At 36.5% G+C, this 20,701-nt stretch carries 27 protein-coding genes; 10 read left to right on the forward strand and 17 right to left on the reverse strand.

Annotated features, from left to right (window positions below; translation table 11 throughout):
- Positions 1-308: 308 nt before the first annotated feature.
- Positions 309-1,166, reverse strand: a complete 858-nt coding sequence (locus tag FY048_RS04230; RefSeq protein WP_446090243.1) for an alpha/beta hydrolase family protein — start codon at positions 1,164-1,166, stop codon at positions 309-311.
- Positions 1,167-1,307: 141 nt separating this feature from the next.
- Here FY048_RS04230 and FY048_RS04235 point away from each other — a divergent pair, with 141 nt between their 5' ends.
- Positions 1,308-1,763, forward strand: coding sequence for a hypothetical protein (locus tag FY048_RS04235; protein ID WP_446090244.1), 456 nt, complete (start codon positions 1,308-1,310; stop codon positions 1,761-1,763).
- A gap of 39 nt (positions 1,764-1,802) precedes the next feature.
- Here FY048_RS04235 and FY048_RS04240 read toward each other — a convergent pair whose 3' ends face one another.
- The 3 genes from FY048_RS04240 to brnQ all read right to left on the reverse strand — a co-directional run bounded on the left by FY048_RS04240 (position 1,803) and on the right by brnQ (position 4,224).
- On the reverse strand, positions 1,803-2,045 hold the full coding sequence (locus FY048_RS04240) for a hypothetical protein (protein ID WP_016137912.1): 243 nt from the start codon (positions 2,043-2,045) through the stop codon (positions 1,803-1,805).
- 266 nt (positions 2,046-2,311) lie between these two features.
- On the reverse strand, positions 2,312-2,731 hold the full coding sequence (locus tag FY048_RS04245) for a GlcG/HbpS family heme-binding protein (RefSeq protein ID WP_009392680.1): 420 nt from the start codon (positions 2,729-2,731) through the stop codon (positions 2,312-2,314).
- A gap of 191 nt (positions 2,732-2,922) precedes the next feature.
- Positions 2,923-4,224, reverse strand: a complete 1,302-nt coding sequence (gene brnQ / locus FY048_RS04250; RefSeq protein WP_446090245.1) for a branched-chain amino acid transport system II carrier protein — start codon at positions 4,222-4,224, stop codon at positions 2,923-2,925.
- A gap of 352 nt (positions 4,225-4,576) precedes the next feature.
- On the opposite strand from brnQ, the gene map reads away from it, so the two are divergent.
- Entirely contained in the window at positions 4,577-5,371 is a 795-nt protein-coding gene (map, locus tag FY048_RS04255; protein ID WP_009392682.1) for a type I methionyl aminopeptidase, read from the forward strand.
- Positions 5,372-5,412: 41 nt separating this feature from the next.
- Here the strand turns inward: map and FY048_RS04260 are convergent, their stop codons facing one another.
- Positions 5,413-6,312, reverse strand: coding sequence for a LysR family transcriptional regulator (locus tag FY048_RS04260; protein ID WP_016137915.1), 900 nt, complete (start codon positions 6,310-6,312; stop codon positions 5,413-5,415).
- Positions 6,313-6,555: 243 nt separating this feature from the next.
- Between FY048_RS04260 and FY048_RS04265 the strand changes: the two genes are divergently transcribed.
- The gene (locus tag FY048_RS04265; RefSeq protein WP_446090246.1) at positions 6,556-6,879 is read left to right on the forward strand and encodes a hypothetical protein; all 324 of its coding nucleotides are present in this window, start codon (positions 6,556-6,558) and stop codon (positions 6,877-6,879) included.
- Between the two features lie 47 nt (positions 6,880-6,926).
- On the opposite strand, the gene grxD is transcribed toward FY048_RS04265, so the two are convergent.
- Positions 6,927-7,268, reverse strand: coding sequence for a Grx4 family monothiol glutaredoxin (gene grxD / locus FY048_RS04270; RefSeq protein ID WP_004643080.1), 342 nt, complete (start codon positions 7,266-7,268; stop codon positions 6,927-6,929).
- 227 nt (positions 7,269-7,495) lie between these two features.
- Here grxD and FY048_RS04275 point away from each other — a divergent pair, with 227 nt between their 5' ends.
- On the forward strand, positions 7,496-8,704 hold the full coding sequence (locus FY048_RS04275) for an acetylornithine/succinylornithine family transaminase (protein WP_446090247.1): 1,209 nt from the start codon (positions 7,496-7,498) through the stop codon (positions 8,702-8,704).
- 55 nt (positions 8,705-8,759) lie between these two features.
- On the opposite strand, the gene FY048_RS04280 is transcribed toward FY048_RS04275, so the two are convergent.
- The 3 genes from FY048_RS04280 to FY048_RS04290 all read right to left on the reverse strand — a co-directional run bounded on the left by FY048_RS04280 (position 8,760) and on the right by FY048_RS04290 (position 10,256).
- Positions 8,760-9,191: a CBS domain-containing protein gene (locus FY048_RS04280; RefSeq protein WP_016137918.1), complete on the reverse strand. Its 432-nt coding sequence runs from the start codon at positions 9,189-9,191 to the stop codon at positions 8,760-8,762.
- A 147-nt stretch (positions 9,192-9,338) separates the two neighbouring features.
- Complete coding sequence (locus FY048_RS04285; protein ID WP_446090248.1) at positions 9,339-9,713, reverse strand: DUF2750 domain-containing protein; 375 nt, start codon at positions 9,711-9,713, stop codon at positions 9,339-9,341.
- 309 nt (positions 9,714-10,022) lie between these two features.
- Entirely contained in the window at positions 10,023-10,256 is a 234-nt protein-coding gene (locus tag FY048_RS04290; protein ID WP_003652111.1) for a hypothetical protein, read from the reverse strand.
- Positions 10,257-10,473: 217 nt separating this feature from the next.
- On the opposite strand from FY048_RS04290, the gene FY048_RS04295 reads away from it, so the two are divergent.
- The 6 genes from FY048_RS04295 (at position 10,474) to FY048_RS04320 (ending at position 14,774) form a co-directional block, all read left to right on the forward strand.
- On the forward strand, positions 10,474-10,833 hold the full coding sequence (locus tag FY048_RS04295; RefSeq protein WP_446090249.1) for a hypothetical protein: 360 nt from the start codon (positions 10,474-10,476) through the stop codon (positions 10,831-10,833).
- Between the two features lie 104 nt (positions 10,834-10,937).
- A complete protein-coding gene (locus tag FY048_RS04300) occupies positions 10,938-11,264 on the forward strand; it encodes a hypothetical protein (protein ID WP_446090250.1) in 327 nt (108 codons plus the stop codon).
- Between the two features lie 120 nt (positions 11,265-11,384).
- On the forward strand, positions 11,385-12,497 hold the full coding sequence (gene ftsY, locus FY048_RS04305; RefSeq protein WP_016137921.1) for a signal recognition particle-docking protein FtsY: 1,113 nt from the start codon (positions 11,385-11,387) through the stop codon (positions 12,495-12,497).
- Between the two features lie 186 nt (positions 12,498-12,683).
- Positions 12,684-13,280 carry a nitroreductase family protein gene (locus FY048_RS04310; RefSeq protein WP_004643073.1) on the forward strand — a complete coding sequence of 199 codons (597 nt, stop codon included), beginning with the start codon at positions 12,684-12,686 and terminating at the stop codon, positions 13,278-13,280.
- 219 nt (positions 13,281-13,499) lie between these two features.
- Positions 13,500-14,171 (forward strand): YccT family protein, encoded by a 672-nt coding sequence (locus FY048_RS04315; protein ID WP_446090251.1) that lies wholly within the window; start codon positions 13,500-13,502, stop codon positions 14,169-14,171.
- 78 nt (positions 14,172-14,249) lie between these two features.
- Complete coding sequence (locus FY048_RS04320; protein ID WP_446090252.1) at positions 14,250-14,774, forward strand: GNAT family N-acetyltransferase; 525 nt, start codon at positions 14,250-14,252, stop codon at positions 14,772-14,774.
- Between the two features lie 12 nt (positions 14,775-14,786).
- Here the strand turns inward: FY048_RS04320 and FY048_RS04325 are convergent, their stop codons facing one another.
- The 8 genes from FY048_RS04325 to FY048_RS04360 form a co-directional block, all read right to left on the reverse strand.
- The gene (locus FY048_RS04325; protein ID WP_080593069.1) at positions 14,787-15,086 is read right to left on the reverse strand and encodes a cyd operon YbgE family protein; all 300 of its coding nucleotides are present in this window, start codon (positions 15,084-15,086) and stop codon (positions 14,787-14,789) included.
- Entirely contained in the window at positions 15,087-15,188 is a 102-nt protein-coding gene (gene cydX, locus FY048_RS04330; RefSeq protein ID WP_000270276.1) for a cytochrome bd-I oxidase subunit CydX, read from the reverse strand.
- Between the two features lie 10 nt (positions 15,189-15,198).
- Positions 15,199-16,344 (reverse strand): cytochrome d ubiquinol oxidase subunit II, encoded by a 1,146-nt coding sequence (gene cydB, locus FY048_RS04335; RefSeq protein ID WP_133746746.1) that lies wholly within the window; start codon positions 16,342-16,344, stop codon positions 15,199-15,201.
- Positions 16,341-17,927, reverse strand: a complete 1,587-nt coding sequence (locus FY048_RS04340; protein WP_016137927.1) for a cytochrome ubiquinol oxidase subunit I — start codon at positions 17,925-17,927, stop codon at positions 16,341-16,343. The genes cydB and FY048_RS04340 overlap by 4 nt, the downstream gene beginning before the upstream one ends.
- Complete coding sequence (cydP, locus tag FY048_RS04345) at positions 17,927-18,121, reverse strand: cytochrome oxidase putative small subunit CydP (protein WP_005306157.1); 195 nt, start codon at positions 18,119-18,121, stop codon at positions 17,927-17,929. Before cydP ends, FY048_RS04340 begins: the two co-directional genes overlap by 1 nt.
- A gap of 376 nt (positions 18,122-18,497) precedes the next feature.
- Positions 18,498-19,106, reverse strand: coding sequence for an OB-fold-containig protein (locus FY048_RS04350; protein WP_016137929.1), 609 nt, complete (start codon positions 19,104-19,106; stop codon positions 18,498-18,500).
- 25 nt (positions 19,107-19,131) lie between these two features.
- On the reverse strand, positions 19,132-19,440 hold the full coding sequence (locus tag FY048_RS04355) for a Rieske (2Fe-2S) protein (RefSeq protein WP_252612785.1): 309 nt from the start codon (positions 19,438-19,440) through the stop codon (positions 19,132-19,134).
- A 16-nt stretch (positions 19,441-19,456) separates the two neighbouring features.
- The gene (locus FY048_RS04360) at positions 19,457-20,461 is read right to left on the reverse strand and encodes an adenosine kinase (protein ID WP_446090253.1); all 1,005 of its coding nucleotides are present in this window, start codon (positions 20,459-20,461) and stop codon (positions 19,457-19,459) included.
- Positions 20,462-20,701 lie beyond the last annotated feature (240 nt).

Genomic DNA, 20,701 nt, shown 5'->3' on the forward strand with positions numbered 1-20,701 from the left:
AACAATTTCTTAGGTTTTAACTAAAACAGAAAAAAAGAAGCTGTTTGTATTAAAATAGGTTGATTTACCCGTTTTTAAACAACAGCTTCAGACAAATTACCATAGCAGAACTTTAAGTTTATATCGACGTATTTACGTAAATAATGCTTATTAAAAATACAAAGGAATCACGACTTAATATATTTTAATTTTTATATTAACTATAAATTTAATAAAGTGATTTTATAAAAAGGGGGAGTATTAATAAAAAAACCTCTACACCGGATTACGGGCATAGAGGCAAAAACTAAATGATAGAATTTAGGTTGCTATTGAATTTCTTGCTCTAAGAGTGACCACAGCTTTTGATGTGATTTTTTAAACATTAACATGTGCCCAATTGATTTATAGCCGAGTTTTGTCGGGTTCAGTTCTAACATTTTAGTAGATGCATTCGGATATAAATTTAATAAATCTGCAACGTTGTGTTGAGTGGCAATTTCATCGTCACTTGCCCAAATAGAAGTAATAGGGCAGATAATTTCAGTGTGAAAGTCATGAAAGATAGTTTTACCAATCGCATTTTTCACATAGCCTGGATGACTGCAAAATTCTCGCCATTGTTGTGCGACTTTTTTAGGTAAGTTTTCACCCATTCCAATAAATTGAGTAGCACCATAACCTTTTAACGTACTAGAAATTGGGAAGATAACGTTAAACATAACAGGGGCCAGAAACTTGGTTTTACCTTTGAGTCCTTTTACATGGCCTGTAGAACCTGCTACCGCAACAACTTTTGCTACTTTATGAAAATTTGGCACAATCCCTAATAGTTGCCCACCCGCACTATGGCCAAGAAGAGTAACTTTTTCTGCTTGAGTTTTTTCTAATAAGGCATCAATTGCACAAGGAATATCAAGCGTTCCCCAATCATTAATACTTGCTGTACTTTGCTTTAATGGCCCATGCAATGAATCTCCAATTCCACGGAAATCAAAGCTTAATACTTCATAACCTTGTTGGCTTAACCATGTGGCAAAGGGGTGATAAAAGTTTTTAGTAATACCTGTAGCTGGACAGATCAAAACGGGATTTGCCGACTTTTTTGATTGAGTTGGATAAAATTGTGCAGCAAGTTGATAACCGTCTTCGCAGGTCATCCAAAATGATTCAAAAGTGTTATCCATAATATTACGTAATGATTAGCTTATTAATGAATTTAATTTACATGAGTTCTAAAATGATACTTGATTAAAGTGTGACTATAAAGTCAAGATTTATGCTATACAGCTCATTAAATTTTAATAAAACGAATAATTGGGAAAAAGATGGATTTACCGAAAGCTGTACAGTTAGCGATTGTGTTTAGTGGCATATTTTTATGGATAGGAATGTTCACTGGGGTGTGGAAATATTGGCAAATACGCCGTTCAGAGTTACATCGTGCCCACTATTATGTTGATATCGCTCATCGCAGTAGTTTACTTTATGCGGCTGCCAGCCTAATTCTTGCTGCACTGAGCTATTTTACTGTTTTAAATGAAAATATTGCTTTGTGGTGTGTGTTAGCTAATATTTTCTTTTTTAGCTTTTCAATATTGGTTTATATAATACATGGATGTTTACAAGACACGACAAATCAATTCAAAACGCCACATCGGTTGGGCAGATTTAATTTACCAGCGTGGATGATGTCTTTAATGATGGTGGGATTAATTATGACTGAATTATTGGCTACAGCTATTTTGGTTATTGGAACAATTTTTTTATTTCTGGGTATATAAAATGGATGATGGCTCATCCATTTTTTTTAAATCTTACAATTATTGTTGACTAAGACGTCGCTTGGCTAATTTTCGCATCTTATGATCGACAAAAGCCCACAGACAAAATATGAAAGAAACCACCATCGCATACATAAAGTATTCGGGTTTTAGATTTCCTTTAATCATACCTTGAAACAGTAAAGTCAGCATAAGAGCAAGCGGTGTCACTCCATAAACAACTGAATCTTTGCTGTTCAGAGTGTTAATGAAGACTTGTTTGTTGAAATGTATTGATAACATCTCCATCCCTCCTTGTGGTTGCGCTAAAACCTAATGTTTTAGTCAAGAATAAGTTTTAAGCTTAATGTTGTACTGCTATTTTTAATTCAATTCAATAGCGAATAGAAAATTTTTTAAGCAGTTTTATAAAAACTTCTGTATTTATAAAAGCTTAAGGTATTAAAAAAGTAAATATTAAATATTTTTGTAGGAAATACTTATTTCTTTTGGAAAGAGAAACTATTTAAGTGAAAAGTAGATTAATTTTTCTTTCCTATCAATTTATCTTAGCTATTTTGCTTTTTAAAAAAGGTATCAATTGCATGTTGAGCAATTTCTGCATCTTCAAAAGATTGAACACCCGATACACCAATAGCACCTAAAATTTCACCTTCGTGAATAATTGGTTTTCCACCTTCTAACATGCCTTGAGCGCTAGGCATACTTAAGAAACCAAGACGGCCACTTTGCAGAAGTTCTTCATAAAATTTTGACGGTCTACCTGATATTGAAGAGCATTTTGCTTTTTCTAAACATAAGTGTGAACTTAAAGGAGAGGCGCCATCTAAACGTTTCATGAGTAATAAGGAGCTTGTTTCATCAACAATAGCAATGCTTACTTTAAAGTTGTGTTCAATTGCATATTTTTGAGCTTCTTCCATTAAAAACTCTGCATCTGCTAATGTTAAGTAATATTTAGTTTTCATTGTTGCTCTTCTTTCCTGAGTAAGCTAAAAATTATTTTAGTGTAATTTTACAGTAAAAATTGATTATTTCTATTGTTGATTTGTCATTAAAAACTAGTGTGGAAATAAAATGCTGGTTGGGTAAACACAGCATTCTATTCAATATATAAAATCATGTTTGGATAAAACTCGATTTCAAAAAAGCCACTAGATTAAATATTTTTGAATTTAACTTTGTCGATAATTACGGTAATTGCAAGAACAACTAAAGATGGGATCAACCAAGCTAAGTTTTGTTCATTTAATGGTAAATGTTGAAGAAATTCAGGTAAATAATCACCGAAACCTGCAACTTTAAGTCCATCAATAATACCGAAAATTAAAGCAATACTCGTTACTGAACCGACAATAAAAGAAGGTTTATGCCAAAATTTCCAGAAGAAGCTCAGCATAATCACCACAATTGCTGGTGGATAGATTGCACTTAAGACAGGTACTGAAATAGCAATCAGTTTAGTTAATCCAAGATTCGAAATAATGAAAGAGAAACCAACTAAAATAAATACTAAAAGCTTGTATGGTAATTTCGTTAACTGAGCAAAGTACTCACCACACGCACAAGTTAAGCCAATTGCTGTAACCATACACGCTAGAAAAATTAGTCCAGTTAAGAATAATGAACCCATATTTCCAAAAGCATGCTGAACATATGCATGTAAAATTACTGCACCATTTGCTGCATTTGGTGCTACTTCATGGCTACCTAGACCTAATTTGAACAAGCTCAAATAGACTAAAGTAAGACCGGCACCTGAAATGAGGCTGGCAATAATTGCATATTTGGTCACTAACTTTTTATCAGTTACACCACGTGAGTAGATCGCTTGAATAATAACGATACCAAATACTAGTGCGCCTAACGTGTCCATAGTGAGATAACCATTTACGAAACCTTCAGAAACTGGAGATGCAACGTAATGGTTAATTGGAGCAGGTACGTAACCAGAAGGTATCATGACTGCTGCAATGCCTAAAATTGCTAACGCAATAATTTTTAGCGGGGCAAGCACATGTCCAACTGTGTCCAATAACTTGTTTGGATAAAGTGAAACTATAGTTACAAATGAAAAATAAATTGCGCTATAGATTAAAAGACTGCTACTTGAGGTTCCAAAATAAGAAGAAAAACCAATCTCATAAGAAACTGTAGCTGTACGTGGCGTAGCGAATAGAGGGCCGACTGATAAATAACAAACCACAGTTAAAATCAGACTTGCTACTCGACCTAAGGGGGAGCTAATAATTTCAATGGAACCCTGCATACGAGAGAGTGCCATAATAGTAATTACGGGTAAACCAACAGCAGTAATCAAAAAGCCCATTGCAGCTAGCCATACATGATCACCAGCTTGTTGAGCGACGATGGGAGGAAAGATAATATTGCCAGCCCCAATAAAAAGGGCGAAGGTCATAAAACCTAAGGCAATAATATCTCCAGTGCGAAGATGTTGCATAAATTAAATTTAATAAAAAAGAAGGAATTTTAGAGCAAAAGTAATCATGATCAAGCGCTAATTTATGTGAAAAAGCTTTTTTTCGGGTGGTTAAAACAATATATAGAGTTATAAGCGTTTGTTTGGTTAAAGTATGTACTTGAAAAGCCATTAAAAGGCTAAAAGAACTTCTTTTTAAGTTCTGACTTTTCATAAAAAATATGTAAGAATAAAAACATAAATTTTTATTGTGAATGCTGAATATTTAAGCATTTTAGGCTTTTGGTCTGACTTATATTCATCCTAAAATATTTTGAATTACCTTAGGTTTTGTAGGGACGGGCATGTTTCTTGTCTGCGAGGATAGAATTGAATGAGAGCTTCTACTGTTACCATTAAAACTGAACAAGATCTGGAAAAATTAAGAGTTTCTGGACGCTTGGCCGCGCAAGTTTTAGAAATGATAGAGGCCTATATTAAACCGGGCGTATCTACTGAATATTTAGATAACCTTTGTAATGACTATATTGTAAATAATTTAAAAGTTATTCCCGCTAATGTGGGATATCACGGTTTTACAAAAACGATATGCACTTCAGTCAATGAAGTTGTTTGCCATGGGATACCATCGCCGAATAAAATTTTAAAAGATGGCGATATTATTAATATTGATGTCGCAATTATTAAAGATGGTTATTTTGGTGATACGAGCCGCATGTATTTTGTGGGTAATGTAAATCCACAAGCGAAAAAATTAGTTGATACAACTTATGAGGCGATGGTTGCAGGTATTCATACTGTTAAGCCAGGAGCGACATTGGGTGATATTGGTTATGCTATTCAGTCGGTTGCTCACCGCGAAGGCTATAGTATTGTTCGAGAATATTGTGGACATGGGATTGGTAAGGTCTATCATGAACAACCTAATGTTTTACACTATGGACAGCGCGGGCAAGGCTTGGTCTTAAAGAAAGGAATGGTTTTTACCATTGAGCCAATGGTGAATGCAGGTAGACCGCAAGTGAAAGAGTTAAATGATGGGTGGACAGTCATTACTCAAGATCATTCATTATCTGCTCAATGGGAACATATGGTTGCGGTAACAGATACTGGCTTCGAACTATTAACCCCATGGCCTGAAGGTGTGGGTAATTATCCTGCAATTTAAAAATATAAAAAAAGTTCGATAAATTATCGAACTTTTTTGTTTTAACGCTCAGAAAGATGTTCTACTAAGTAATCAATAAATACTCGAACAGCAGGTAGCAATCCTCGGCGTGATGGATATACGGCATGTAATATTCCATGAGGGGCTTTCCATTCAGGTAAGATTTGTATAAGTTGACCAGATTTCAAGAAATCTTCTGCTGCACTTTCTGGCAATAATGCGATACCACAGTTCTGACTCGCCAATTGCGCCAACATATGTATGTTCGTGCCCATTACAATAGGGCTAACTTTAACTTTCTTCTGTTGATTGTCAGGTCCGTGTAAGATGAATTGTTGATCGAGATGATCTTCAGACAAGCTTAAAATACGGTGTTCACTGAGTTGCTCTGGATTTTTGATATCTCCAAACTCATTTAAATAGGCCTGACTTGCGAATAGGCTTTGTTCTATAAGGGCAAACTGTCGAAGAACTAAACTTGGATCATCATCAAGTTTTGAGCGAACTCGTAATGCGATATCAATCCCTTCATTAATAACATCAACTCGACGGTTACTGACCATCAGTTGCAAACGAATTTCTGGATATTTTTTTAAGAAAGCAGGCAGAATTTTTGGAAGTTGATTTTGAGCAATATCAACAGGAACGCTAACCTTCACTACACCTCTAGGTTGAATACTTAAATGATCAACTAAGTCATGGGCAGCTTGCGCCGCATTCATCATGACTTGAGCATGTCTATAAATATCCATCCCAATATCTGTAACAGCAAAATGACGAGAACTACGCTGGATTAAGCGAACCCCCAAGTTTTCCTCTAAGCTGTAAACGCGGCGACTTAATTTTGATTTTGGTATATCCGTTACACGCTCGGCAGCACTAAAGCCACCATGCTCAACAACAAGAGCAAAACAATAAAAATCATCAAGATCGGTGAGCATTAAAATATCCTATTTCTGCAACAACCATGATTTTACATCATTATTTTTGCAACGATAATTCTTATGCTAAGTTTTTTGTAAGTAGGAGATAAATTCATTATTTAATTGACAGAAAGAGTTTTGAAATTATATTGTAATTACCTTGTAATTTGAATGTATGTATTTCAGGAGGCTTTATAGGTTGTCTATAGAACTATTTAACAATTTCTTCTACACTATATTTTTCTCTACTTTTCAAATCTAATGCCTTATCAATTGATAGAACTTAACGATGCCTCTTCAAATATTGAGTGTCCATTTTGCAAACAAGCGATAATTGACTGGGTACAAGAACAGTATGTTCAGCCATGTGAGCACACTTTATTTATTGCTATGGATTTGGGATTCGAATTTGTTGCAGATCGATTTGAAGAGTGCATGAGTCAGAGCGTGGATGAGTTACACCAAGATCCAAATATGAATATTTTTGAAGCTCTAACGACAACATCTTATGAAAATTTGATTGTTTTAAAATCTGATTTAGGTGTGGAAGGTTTATTTCGCTATGTTGGGGTAAGCGATCTTTAAAATTGAGAGTATAAAAAAGCCAATCTATTGATTGGCTTTTTTATTATTTACGCTTCTGGTGCAGCGCTATATTGTTCAACTAATGGTTTTAATTCACCATTTTGGAACATTTCAAGCATGATATCGCTACCGCCAATAAGTTCGCCATTTACCCAAAGTTGCGGGAATGTAGGCCAATTCGCAATTGCTGGTAAGATTGCACGAATATCAGGATTTTCCAGAATATTTACATATGCAAATGGACGACCAATTTGACTGAGCGCCTCTACAGCACGTGCAGAGAAACCACATTGTGGAAACTGTGGAGTGCCTTTCATGTAAAGTAAAACGGGATGCTTCGCAATTTGATCGCGGATTAACGCTTCAGTATCACGTGCTTGTTCAGTCATAAATAGATCCTCAACTAATCTAGCAGCATTATAGGGGGTGTTTATGTTGCTTTGCAAACCACCTGAATACTTAAAGTTGCATTGAATATTCAATATTTTATTGTATAAACCGAAGTGATAGCGAAAAGCGGACGAAATTTTAGATAAATGATTGATGAGACTTTTCATCAGAGCCAGTTTTTGTTTATATAAACTCTTCTTAAAACCTCATGCAGACAGAGTTCGTTATGACTGATATTACCCTAGCTCCAATACAACCTGATCAACCATCACACTTAATGGCTACTTATGGTCGCCAAGCGATCAGTTTTGTACGAGGCCGAGGGGCATATCTATATACTGAAGATGGCACAGAATATCTAGATGCCTTAACTGGTATTGCTGTATGTGGTTTAGGTCATGCTCACCCAGTTATTGCAGAAGCAATTGCTGAACAAGCTGCAACACTTGTGCATACCAGTAATCTATTTGAAATTCCTTGGCAAACTGCCGCGGCTCAGAAGCTTGCTGAAGTTTCTGGTATGGAAGAAATCTTCTTTTCAAATAGTGGTGCTGAGTCAAATGAAGGTGCGATTAAGATTGCTCGTAAATTTGGTACCCAACAAGGTGTGCGTTTGCCAAAAATTATTGTGGCTGAACAATCATTTCATGGTCGTACTTTGGCAACACTTTCAGCAACGGGCAATAAAAAGGTACAAGACGGATTTGCTCCTTTGGTGAATGATTTTATTCGTGTGCCATTTGGTGATGTAGAAGCAATTCAAGAAGCTGCTTTGCAACATCCAGATATTGTTGCAATTTTGATTGAGCCAATTCAAGGTGAGGGTGGTATTAATACCGCTCCTCAAGGCTTTAGCTATCTTGAAGAAGTCCGTAATATTTGTAATCAGCATAATTGGTTAATGATGCTAGATGAAATTCAAACAGGTAATGGACGTACTGGTAAATATTTTGCATATCAGCACACCAACATTGTGCCTGATGTATTGACGACTGCGAAAGGACTTGGTAATGGCTTTCCAGTAGGGGCTGTAATGACACAGGGTAAAGCTGTTGGTTTATTAGGACCTGGTAGTCATGGTTCTACGTACGGTGGTACTGTATTAGGTTCTCGTGTGGTTTATACGGTAATCGATACAATCCAAAAAGAGAATGCTGTAGAAAATGCGGCAGTAGTAGGACGTTATATTGTTGATCAACTTCGCGTACAGTTAGCAGACAAAAATGTTCAAGTGCGTGGTTTTGGTATGATGATTGGTATTCAATTGCCTAAAGACTGTGCTGAACTGGTTGCTATTGCTCGTGATCAACACAAGCTTATTATCAACGTTACAGCAGGTTCTGTGGTTCGCCTTTTACCGCCTATTAATATGACTCAAGTACAGGCTGATGACTTATTAGAACGTTTAGTCGCTTTGATTAATAATTATCTTTAAATTTTAGTATGAAAAAAATGGGCTCTTATAGAGGCCCATTTTTTATTTCCAATCATTAACCAGAGATGTACTGTTTTAATTGTTCAATTAAGTTTTTCTGATCTTCCATTGCTGCTTTTACTAAGTCACCAATAGAGATGAAACCAACTAATTTTTCATTGTCTAATACAGGTAAGTGACGTAAGTGGCGATCTGTCATGAGCTGTAAACACTCTTCAACCGTGTTGTTTAGGCTTACAGTAAGTACTTTAGATGTCATAATTTCAGCGACTGTAGTGCTATATGAAGAACGCTCCATCAGCGTCACTTTTCGCATGTAGTCACGTTCAGATAAAATTCCGACAACTTTTTCACCTTCGGCTACGACTAACGCACCAATTCCTTTATCAGCCATGATCTTAATTGCTTCAAGGACAGTGGCTTCTGGAGAAATTGTAAAAATATCTTGCTCTGATTTGTTTTTGATTACTTGTGCAACGATTGTCATTTCTTCTGTCCCGTGTTTTATCATTTTGTTTTAAATTAGCCTGATTTTATAAAAATGCAAAGACTTGATAGTCATTCAAATACAAGTTTTACAATCAAACGTTCAAAAAGCATTCTAATAATAATGGTTAAGAACCTAAAGAAAATTTTAGGTTCCTTGCCAGTGCGGATGTTTGAAAAAGAAATGATGCATTTGCTGTGTAGATAACTTCAACTTACGATGAGAAGAATTAAACAAAGCTGGCGTAACATTGAGTCGAGTTAAGGTTGGTAATAAAGACTCGTGAAAATCCTTAGGGGTAATTCTTCTCGGCTTGTAATGTGGCCAGTGTTCTTTAGCATAGCGGTGAGCTTGCAATCCATTGAGCCAGAAAGGAAAAATAAAGTCTTCTTGATCTGATTTAATTGCCCAGCCTTCATGAAATAATCCCCAAAGAACTCCGCAGTACATCATGGTTCTTAAAATATAAATCTTAATCATCAAGTCTTTTGAAACCGGTTGTAGATTGCTTAAACTATTCATTGTCAATTTAATGGTTCGTAACTTGTCTTGCTTATTATAGAAAAAATAGATGACATTTCAGTTTAAACAGGTATCAAATCGTAAACAAATATTCCCAGCTAAGAAAAATTCGTCTTGAGCCACGTCTCAATTGGTAAAGTAAAGCTTTAGATAAATTGATAATTTTGGGCTTTTACGGGCATAAAAAAACGCCACCTGAGTAAGGCAAAGCGACTAAAGCTTTGGTGAAGCGCAAGAATAGATAAGGGGTGAATTGGTTTATATCAAATTTTTACAGACATAAAAAAACGCCACCTAAGTGACGTCTCTTTATGCTTGCATTGTGGCTAACTTTTGCCAATATTGTGCTTTAAGTGAGTCACGTTCAACACGGAAACCTTGATAATACAATTCTGCTAAGAATAGAGCAGCTTTACCGTGCCCAGCGCGAGCAACTTCTTCTAACTGTGTAACTGCGTCTTGAAAGTTCATTTGAGAATGAATAGTGTTTACTGCAGTTGCGTATACATGTTCTAAATCATGATGAGAGATACGTTGAATCATATAAAACTCCTTATTGTAATTATGATTACTTTTTTCTAAAGGCCACTGCCTTTAAATTAATTTAACTTAGAATTATTAAACTAATATTACAAATTGATGGATTTGTCAACTATTTGCGCATTTCGCTTAGTTCACTATTAGGATACATGATTAAACATTATTCACAAATAATTTTGATTAAAATCAATATGAGAATAAAAGACAAGGAGAATAAAATATGACAAATACAATCGACGGCTTTGTTTTTGACACTCCTCCTAAAGAGGAAAAAATCATAGAACTGGCCCATTATCACCGTAAATTATTAGATGAAGCGATCTTTCATCAGGAAATCCATTTAGGGGATTATTGTCTTGCACAGCGCAAAAGGGTGTTTGATTTTGCTGGGCATTTGGAACCCACCCAAAAAAGCTGGTTTTATCAAGTTTATGATGGGGAGCTTCGAAAAATTGCTGATGAAGACGAATTGCACCCAGCTGATGCAGAAGAAGGATTAAGTATTTTTGCGATGTTTTTAGTCTTAGTGATTATTGCAGCAATTTTATACTTTTCCGTCATTCGTTCACTAATAAGTTAAGCATACTCATACTATCCAGTAAGGTACGATTATTAACCTTACTGGATGTTTGATCTTGTACTTATGAGTATTGAACCCTACACTACACTAATTCGAGGTAGGTCATGCTCATATTCAAACAAAATTTTCTTAAATTAAAGTCTGAGTTAAAAGTTGATCAATGTTTTAACCTATTTGTGGTTATTGTCATTGGCTGTATTTTTGTGCTGTCATATTTAGCATTACTTCGGCCTATTAGTCTGGATCAATATCAACGAATTATACAACTTTCTCATCAGGCGACTTATCCAAAAACTCAAGACATGGCTGAGTTACTTATAGCTCAGTCGGAAATTCATCGGGCAGAGTATTTAAAGTTAATGCATGCTTACCAATTTGAAGGTGCTCATATTAAGCAATATCCGGCACTCGCTCAGGAAGATACTCAGTAAATGAGTGAATCAGGTTAAATCTTGGTTTACAAAGCTTTTTGAGCACTATTGTGGCAGGCAAAATTTTGAATTTATGCTAAACTTTATCTTTTTAAACGCGCTGCTTTTCAAGGAATCCGCATGGAGCAACAATCGAATATGCAAAATAAATTCTTGATAGATGCTGAGATCGGTGATGACGATGTCACATTACCTAATTTACCTGCTATCGATGTTCCCATCGTTGAATCTCCTGTTAAATCACAAGAAAATATTGAAGTAGCCAAAGTTGAATTGGCTTCTACAGATACCGAGGTTGAACAACCAAAATCTGGTTTTTTTGGCCGAATGAAAGAAGGTTTAACCAAAACTCGTCGTAATTTCGCTGATGGTATGGTCAATATCTTGATCGGCGGAAAGGAGATTGACGATGAGTTACTTGAGGAAGTCGAAGAACAATTATTGGTTGCAGACATTGGTGTTGAAGCAACTAGAACGATCATTACCAATTTGACAGAGCGTACAGCTCGTGGTGATTTGATCTATTCCCACTCTCTATATAAAGCGCTACAAGAAGAGTTGGTTGCTTTGTTGGCCCCACGTGTTAAACCTTTGCATATTGACCCTAACAAATCGCCTTTTGTGATTTTAATGGTTGGGGTAAATGGCGTTGGTAAAACCACAACCATTGGTAAATTAGCAAAGCGTTTGCAAGGTGAAGGTAAAAAAGTGATGTTGGCTGCTGGGGATACATTCCGTGCCGCAGCAACAGAACAATTACAGATCTGGGGTGAGCGTAACGATATTGCTGTTGTAGCCCAAGGTCACGGAGCTGATAGTGCCTCTGTTATTTTTGATGCCTTTGAGAGTGCTCGTGCTAAGGGAATTGATGTATTAATCGCAGATACAGCAGGTCGGTTACATAATAAAAGCAATCTGATGGAAGAACTTAAAAAAGTTAAACGCGTAATGCAAAAAATTGATGCAACTGCACCTCATGAAATTATGTTGGTGGTAGATGCTGGTACAGGGCAAAACGCGATTAACCAAGTGCAAGAGTTTGACCAGACTGTAGGTTTAACTGGTATTACAATTACCAAGTTAGATGGAACTGCAAAAGGCGGCGTGCTATTTAATATTGCAAGTCGTACTCATGTGCCAATTCGTTTTATTGGCGTTGGTGAAAAAATTGATGATTTAAGACCATTCTCGGCGAAATCATTTGTTGCTGCACTATTTGAAACTGATAAATAACTGGTTATCGGCCATAAAAAGCTTCACTAAATGGTGGAGCTTTTTTATATGTATATCTTTTTTTATTGTTGCGAAAATAAAACGAACTGTCATATTTTTAATGCTGATTATAAAAAATGAGTTCAATACACTGTATTCATTCCCAAACAACGACCCATGGTCAATCAATAGGTAGGAAATAACAAAATGTCTACTTTCTTAGATAAAATTAAAAACCGTCGTACTATTTATGCAATTGGTAAAAATGTTGCATTAGATCGCACTAAAATTGAAGAGACAATTCGTGAGGCGGTTAAACATAGCCCTTCAGCTTTTAACTCGCAATCTTCACGTGTGGTGACATTATATGGTGAATCTCATGCTAAATTCTGGAATTTAGTTCGTGAAGCATTACGTAAAATTGTTCCTGCAGAAGCTTTTGCTGGTACAAACACAAAAATTGATAGCTTTGTAGCGGGTGCTGGTACGGTTTTATTTTATGAAGACCAAGCTGTTGTTAAAAATTTACAAGAGCAATTCGAATTATATGCAGATAACTTCCCTGTATGGTCTGAACATTCAAGCGCGATTGCTCAATTTGCAACTTGGACTGCGCTGTCAGAGCTTGGTTTAGGTGCATCTTTGCAGCACTATAACCCGATTGTTGATGCTGAAGCAGCTGAAGCATTTGATGTGCCTGCAACTTGGAAATTACGTGCTCAATTAGTATTTGGTTCAGTTGAAGCGCCAGCAGGCGAAAAAGCATTTATTAATGATGCTGATCGTTTCAAAACTTTCAATTAATTCAAATTTAAAAAAGAGTACCTATTTAGGTGCTCTTTTTTTACGTTTTGACAATTAATGCAAGGACTAAATAAAACGCAAACTGATGAAATTCAATTATATATTTTAAAAATAATAAATCTGAAAATTAGCCAGTAACTGTACTGTCATAAAATAGTCACAATCATATTGCATATTGCTCATGATTTAATAGCTTATCAAATACAGAGAAAGAAACAGATGACTTTAAGATTAGGTGTTGCTGCAATTGGTTTATTACTCAGTGGTTCAGTATTTTCAGCAGTTACAATTACAGCACCAGAGGAAATTGTAATCCTTGCGGTAAATGGTCAAGAAGTCAATTCTGGGTTATTTCGTTCATCAAAAAATAACTATAAAGTCGATGCGGGTGAGACTAGCTTAAGCGTGCGTTACCAAGAATATTTTGAACATTTAAATGGCGAGCATGACATTGTTAAATCTGGTGTAGTTACAATTCAAACACCTGCATTGCAAGATGGGAAAACTTACAAGCTTTCGATGCTAGATGTCCCTAAGGACTTTGAAAATGCGAAAAAATATGCTGAACAACCAACAGTTGCTTTGTATAGTGCAAATAATGAATTAATTGTGAAACAAACGGGTGCAAACAATGAAGCAAAACCATGGTTTGCAACTGGCTTACTGGGTAAAGTAAGCGACTTTACGACTAAATCATCTAAACCACAGCCTGAAGCTGTGTATGCCTCGGCTAAACCTACTTCTGCTCAGGTTGTTGTACCAGCTCCAACGTCTATGCCAGTAACAGGTGTAGCACAAACGAATGATCAACGGTTAGTGGAAACTTGGCAGAAAGCTTCTAAAGCTGAGCGTCAAAAATTTATGGCATGGTTAGCAGAACAATCAAATTAATCAATTGCTATTTAAAATAAAGCCGATTTAATATCGGCTTTATTTTTAGAATTTTTATAAATAGCCTAAGTATATTTTATGACTAATTTAAATTTCCGTTTAGCTCAATTCGCTGATATTCCACAGCTTGTAGATTTAATTAATACGTCTTATCGAGAACAACAAGGCAGAAGTTGGACAACTGAGCTTGAGTTTGTAAAAGGGCAACGTATTACAGAGCACCAATTAGAAGAACAGCTACAACTTTCGAATTCGACATTATTGGTAGGGGAAACTAACTCTTCCAAAATTGTTGCATGCATTGGACTTACATTTGAAAATAATCAAGTTGAGGTTGGGACGTTCTGTACAGATCCTCATGTTCAAAATATGAGAGTGGGTCGTTCTGTTTTAGAATATGCGGAGCAATATGCATTGAAAGAAGTTCCCCATCTGACCAACGCCGTAATGTATGTGCTAGATGTACGTTCAGAGTTGATTGCTTATTATGAACGACGTGGATATGTGAAAACGGATAATGAACAGCCATATCCAGTTGAAGCAAATGTAGGGGTACCAATAGTACCTATTAAATTGATTGAAATGAAAAAAGACCTCAAATGAGGTCTTTTTTGTTTAGGTTAGAAACCAGATGTAATAGCCTAAAAGCATGAGAGGCCAAGCCACCCATGGACTAAATAACCATTTCCATAACCAGAAGTTGGGTACAAAACCCACTCCATAAATAAAGCCACCAGAAATACCGATCATCACCAACATGAGTTGGCTATGATTGTAGTGTCCGTTAGCATCTAACATGAGTGAAGGGTAAACCAGCAAAATTGCAGCAAGAGGCAATGCCAACAGAAATGAAAGGGCCATTGCGAATGCTTGAACTTTTCGATGATTTGATGCTGTCATTGCTTTTGCCATGATTTATTCCTCATCTAGATTTTGATGATGTTCGATATAAAGTGCACTGAGTACACCTGCAAAACATGCCATCAAAATGCCAAGGATCCATGCGAAATACCACATTTGCTTCTCCTTAATACAAGCTATGCGAGTTTGACTCGATGTGTTTGTTGGTAATGACGCCCCACATTTTGTAATAAGACCAACTGGTATAGATCAAAATGAGTGGTACAAAAATGCCAGCAGCTACAGTCATAACGCCTAAAGTAAGGTGGCTTGAGACAGCATCCCACATCGTCAAGCTAGAATTAGGATTAATGCTAGATGGCAGTAAGAACGGGAATAGTGCAAAACCTGCGGTTAAAATTGCTCCTACAATCATTAAACTTGTACCAGTGAAACTTAGACCTGCTTTTGCTTTTGAAGCTGCAATAATTGCAATGATTGCACCTAATATTGCAAGAACTGGGGCAACTTTAGTAATTGGATAGGTACTGTAGTTGTTCATCCAACCTGGGTTGCTATTGGTAACTACCTCTTTTGCTAAAGGGTTGAGTGCAGCATTTGGATCAATTGCTACTGCATAGCTATAACCGGGTATTTGACCAAAATACAACCAAGCTCCGATAACAAGAAAACAAGCTAAAAATATCATTGCCATAATCTGGGTTGCTTTTGCAGAGCGTTGCTTTAAAGCATCGTCTGTACGCAACATGAGCCATGCACCGCCATGGGCACAGAGCATTGAAAGACTGACAATACCGCAAACTAATGCAAACGGATTTAAAAGAGCAAAAAAGCTGCCAGTATATTCAGAGCGTAAAGTGTCATCTAAACCAAAAGGTAAGCCTAGAAATAAATTGCCAAAGGCTACACCGAACACAAGCGCTGGTACAGCGCCTCCAATGCATAGGCCCCAATCCCATGAATTACGCCATTTGGTGTTTTCAAGTTTGGAACGATAATCAAAGCCAACTGGTCGTAAGAAAAGGGCGAATAAAACCAGTAGTAATGCCCAATACATACCAGAGAAAGCTACAGCATATACCATTGGCCATGCAGCAAATAATGCACCACCTGCTGTAATAAACCAAACCTGATTGCCATCCCAGTGAGGCGCGATCGTGTTAATGGCCGCACGTCGTTCGTTATCGGTTTTCCCAACGAAAGGCATCAGAGCCATGGAACCCATATCGAAACCGTCAGTGAGAGCAAAGCCGATCAGAAGTACACCAACTAAAACCCACCAAATGATTTTTAATAGTTCATATTCAATCATGATAAGGCCTCCCCATTAACAGCTGTTTTCGGTTCTTGCTTTTCAAAATGATATTTACCAGTGTGCAAAGAGCTTGGTCCTAAGCGAGCAAACTTAATCATTAAGTACATTTCAATAATTAAAAGTGCGGTATAGAATGCTGCTAGCGCCAGAATTGAACCCCATACATCGCCAGTACTTAAACTAGAAGTAGATAGGTGTGTTGGTAAAATTTCACCAATAGACCATGGTTGACGGCCACCTTCAGCTACATACCAACCAGTTTGTGCAGCGATCCAAGGAAGTGGCAAACCAAACAATGCATATTTAAGTAGCCAAGGTTTATTTTCAGCATTTCTTTTTGCTACAGCCCAAGTTGCTAAAATGAAAAGTAATAGCATTAAGAAGCCAGAGGCAACCATTGCACGGAAAGAGAAAAATAGCGCTGTAACATTTGGAACAGTATCTTTTACAGCAGCTTTAATATTTTGCTCGCTTGCATCAACTACATTTGGTGCATATTTTTTAAGAAGTAGGCCATAACCTAGATCTTTTTGATTTTTTTCAAATGAAGCTAATAACTCTGGTGAGCGATCGCCTGCACGTAATTTTTCAAGTTCAGCATAGGCAAGCATACCGTTGCGAATACGAACTTCATGCTGCTGCATGAGATCTTTAAGACCAGTAACTTCTTTGGTTGTTGAGCGAGTTGCAATTAAACCTAATGCGTATGGAATTTTAACCGCATAATCTGTCCGCATCTCTTCATGATTTGGTACGCCAAACAAGGTAAACGGAGCAGGAGCAGGGTGAGTATCCCATTCGGCTTCTATTGCAGCGAGTTTAGTTTTTTGAACATCACCTAGCTCATAGCCAGATTCATCACCTAACAAAATTACTGAAAGTGTAGATGCAAGACCGAAAATTGCAGCAATTGCAAATGAACGACGTGCGAAAGGTAGATCTCGTTTTTTAAGCAAGTAGTAGCTTGAGATAGCAAGAACAAAAATTGCACCAGTTACATAACCTGCAGATACAGTGTGTACAAATTTAACCTGAGCTACAGGGTTAAAGATAAGTGCGCCGAAATCAACTAATTCCATACGCATCGTTTCAAAGTTAAATGCGGCACCTACTGGGTTTTGCATCCAACCATTCGCCACTAAAATCCAGAGCGCTGACATGTTAGAACCTAGTGCAACTAACCATGTTACGCCTAGGTGCTGAACTTTAGTTAATCGGTCCCATCCAAAGAAAAATAGACCTATAAATGTCGATTCAAGGAAGAATGCCATAAGGCCTTCAATTGCTAATGGCGCACCGAAAATATCACCTACATAGTGTGAGTAATAAGCCCAGTTTGTTCCAAACTGGAACTCCATTGTTAAGCCAGTCGTAACCCCTAAAGCAAAGTTAATACCAAATAATTTTCCCCAAAATTTAGTCATATCTTTGTAAATTTCTTTACCAGAAATGACATAAGTGGTTTCCATGATGGCAAGGATAAATGCCAAACCTAAAGTTAAAGGGACGAAAAGAAAGTGATACATTGCGGTCATCGCAAATTGAAACCGCGAAAGATCAACCACGCTTTCAGAAATCATCAACGTGTCTCCTTAATGTTGGAAATGTTATCGCCAGCAATATGCTCAGCGACCTGATTGTCGAAATTTTTGGGGATGGTGGGAGCATCAAACCAAATATGTTTAATCGTTAAAAGAAGCACTATTTTTATTATTAGAATAATAGTGATTTCTTTAATTAAACGACTATTAAGATTTTTAAAATAAAGGCTCATAAATTAAACCTCATTTGATAATAATTTTATTATTAATCAAAATATAATAAAAATAAACATTAAATATATTTTAAATGAATATTTAAATAATTAGTTTATATAAAACAAATACTTGTTATTTTAAAATAAATATCATACTAAAATGGTTTGAATTGATTATTAATTCCAACTAAAACACTTGTAAATAAAAGATATAAAGTTTATTAAAATGGTTTGTTTTAATTTAATACCAACTAAAATGGTTGTATATAATATTTATTAACTTTATTTCAAACTAAGGTGGTCGGAATAATAAATAATTAATTAAATAAATGAGAAAATAAGGGCGCAATAAAGCCTGCAAAAAGCAATAATGGACTACAGCAATTATTAAGAATTAGTCGGGTGCGAAAAGATCGTTTGATACGGAAATTTTCTTAGCTACATAATGGCTTTTATGCACTCTGACAAGAATGACTTGGGAATGTAATTCGAGTTCGCCATATTCTGGTTCTACTTGAACATAGTGAAGTTGGCCAAATTCATCACGTACGCGTGCTTGAGCAGAAAAACCAGGTCTAGCATTACCACTAGAAATGGTAGCTAATCGGCCTAAGAGGTTATAGTTAGTATGAGTAAGCTTTGGCTTAATTACTTGGTCAAGGCAGTGAATCATGAACACAGTAAAGAAGATTGCGATGACTAGTGCAGGGACGATTAAATAAAATGGGGAAATAAAATAATGCTGTATTGCGAAGAAAGAGAGTTGTAAAAAGTAGCCTGCATAACTGAAATTGATAAGTAAAAAAACGAAAATTAGAGCTTTAGAAAATTTAACATTAAGTAGTGGTGAGTTAGAAAGCCAATCGGGTGCAATTTTTTTGAGTAATTGACTTGGACGGAGTCCAATATACATACCAATGGTTTCTACCACGCTGAGCAATATCAAAGCCACTACACTTAAGTGAAATGGCATAAGATAATAATTGAAAAAGAAATCAGCCATGGCAGAAACTCTAATGTTAATAGTCTCAGTCTACGATATAGATACCGCCATCTGAATGTACTTTAAGCTCAACTTTATTTAAAAAATCACCTAAACAAGGACCTGAAATACATTCGCCGGTTTCCACGTTAAATAAAGCACCGTGAGTAGAGCATTGGATATATTCTTTGTCTTGATCTAGAAATTGATTTTCTAGATATTCAAGCTCAGTTTGTAGGTGAGGGCATAAATTCTGATAAGCATAGAATGCACCGTCACGTTGCGTAACGAAAATAGTAGTTCCTTGTAAAGTGTCAAAAGCCCTAGCTTCGCGCTCAGGAACTTCTTCCGTCATACAGATCCTTTCCATTTTAAGCACATTCCTTCTGAAAATTTTCAAGAAGTTTAGCATAATCATTAACAGCTAAACGTGGACCAAACTGAGAGACTACTTCACTCGAAATTAAGATAGCTAACTGAGCTGCCGCATTCAAATCTTGATGGTAATTTAGGGCATATAGGAATGCGCCTGCAAATGCATCGCCTGCACCATTTGTATCAACGGCTTCTACATGTCGTCCAGCAACATGGAAATGTTGAGTTGAGTTAGAAACCAATGCACCTTTAGCGCTTTGTGTAATGACTACAGTATGATTTTTAAAACGTAATTGAGCCAGAGCATCTTCTACAGAAGTTGTATTTGTATACATTAAGGCTTCTTGTTCATTACAAAATAGTAAGTCTACGCCATCATCCATGAACTCTTCCAAGCCTTCACGAGCGTATTGCACCATTGCAGGATCTGAAAGAGATAGGGCAATTTTAACGCCATTTGCTTTTGCAATTTCTCTTGCTTGTTTTACAGCCTTACGAGCGGTTTCACTTGTAGAAAGATAACCTTCAATATAGAGCCATTTTGCTGTTTTTAATGGTTCAAAATCGATTTGATCTTGAGACAGTTCGGCAGTAATACCCAAATAGGTGTGCATTGTGCGTTCAGAGTCAGGGCTAATGAGTACCATACAGGTACCAGTTACGCCTTCACTGATCGATTTTGGTGTGGTCTGGATGTTAGCTTCATTTAGACCTTGCAGATAAATTGCACCTAAATCATCGTTACCAACGCGGCAACCGTAAAAAGCGCTTCCGCCTAATGCACTGAAAGCTACAGTCGTATTTGCCGCTGAACCGCCACTTGCTTGACCTTTATAGTCTTGATGCTGTTTTAACTCTGCATAAAGAGCAGATTGAGTGTCACCATCGGACAACTGCATTGTGCCTTTTTGCAAGCCTTGTTGATTCAGAAAATCATCAGACACTTTAAATTCTTGGTCGATTAATGCATTACCAATTGCAAAAAGATCTACAGTTGCCATATGTGTTGTCACAAATAAAAAAATCAGGTTGCTAAGTTTACACCATTGCTTGGATTTGCTGTAGTTTGTTGAATAAAATTCAGTTAATTCAAAAATTAGAAGGGAAATATTGTTGTTTGAATATTATTAAGATCGTAAGTAGGTCAGCTCAGGCATTTTATGGGTATCTTCATTATCAACTTTAAGGAATTTAAAGATGGTTATCGAGAGAGGTCCGTTATTTTCTTAAAAAATGGGGGA

The organism is Acinetobacter sp. 1124_18A, assembly GCF_052824995.1.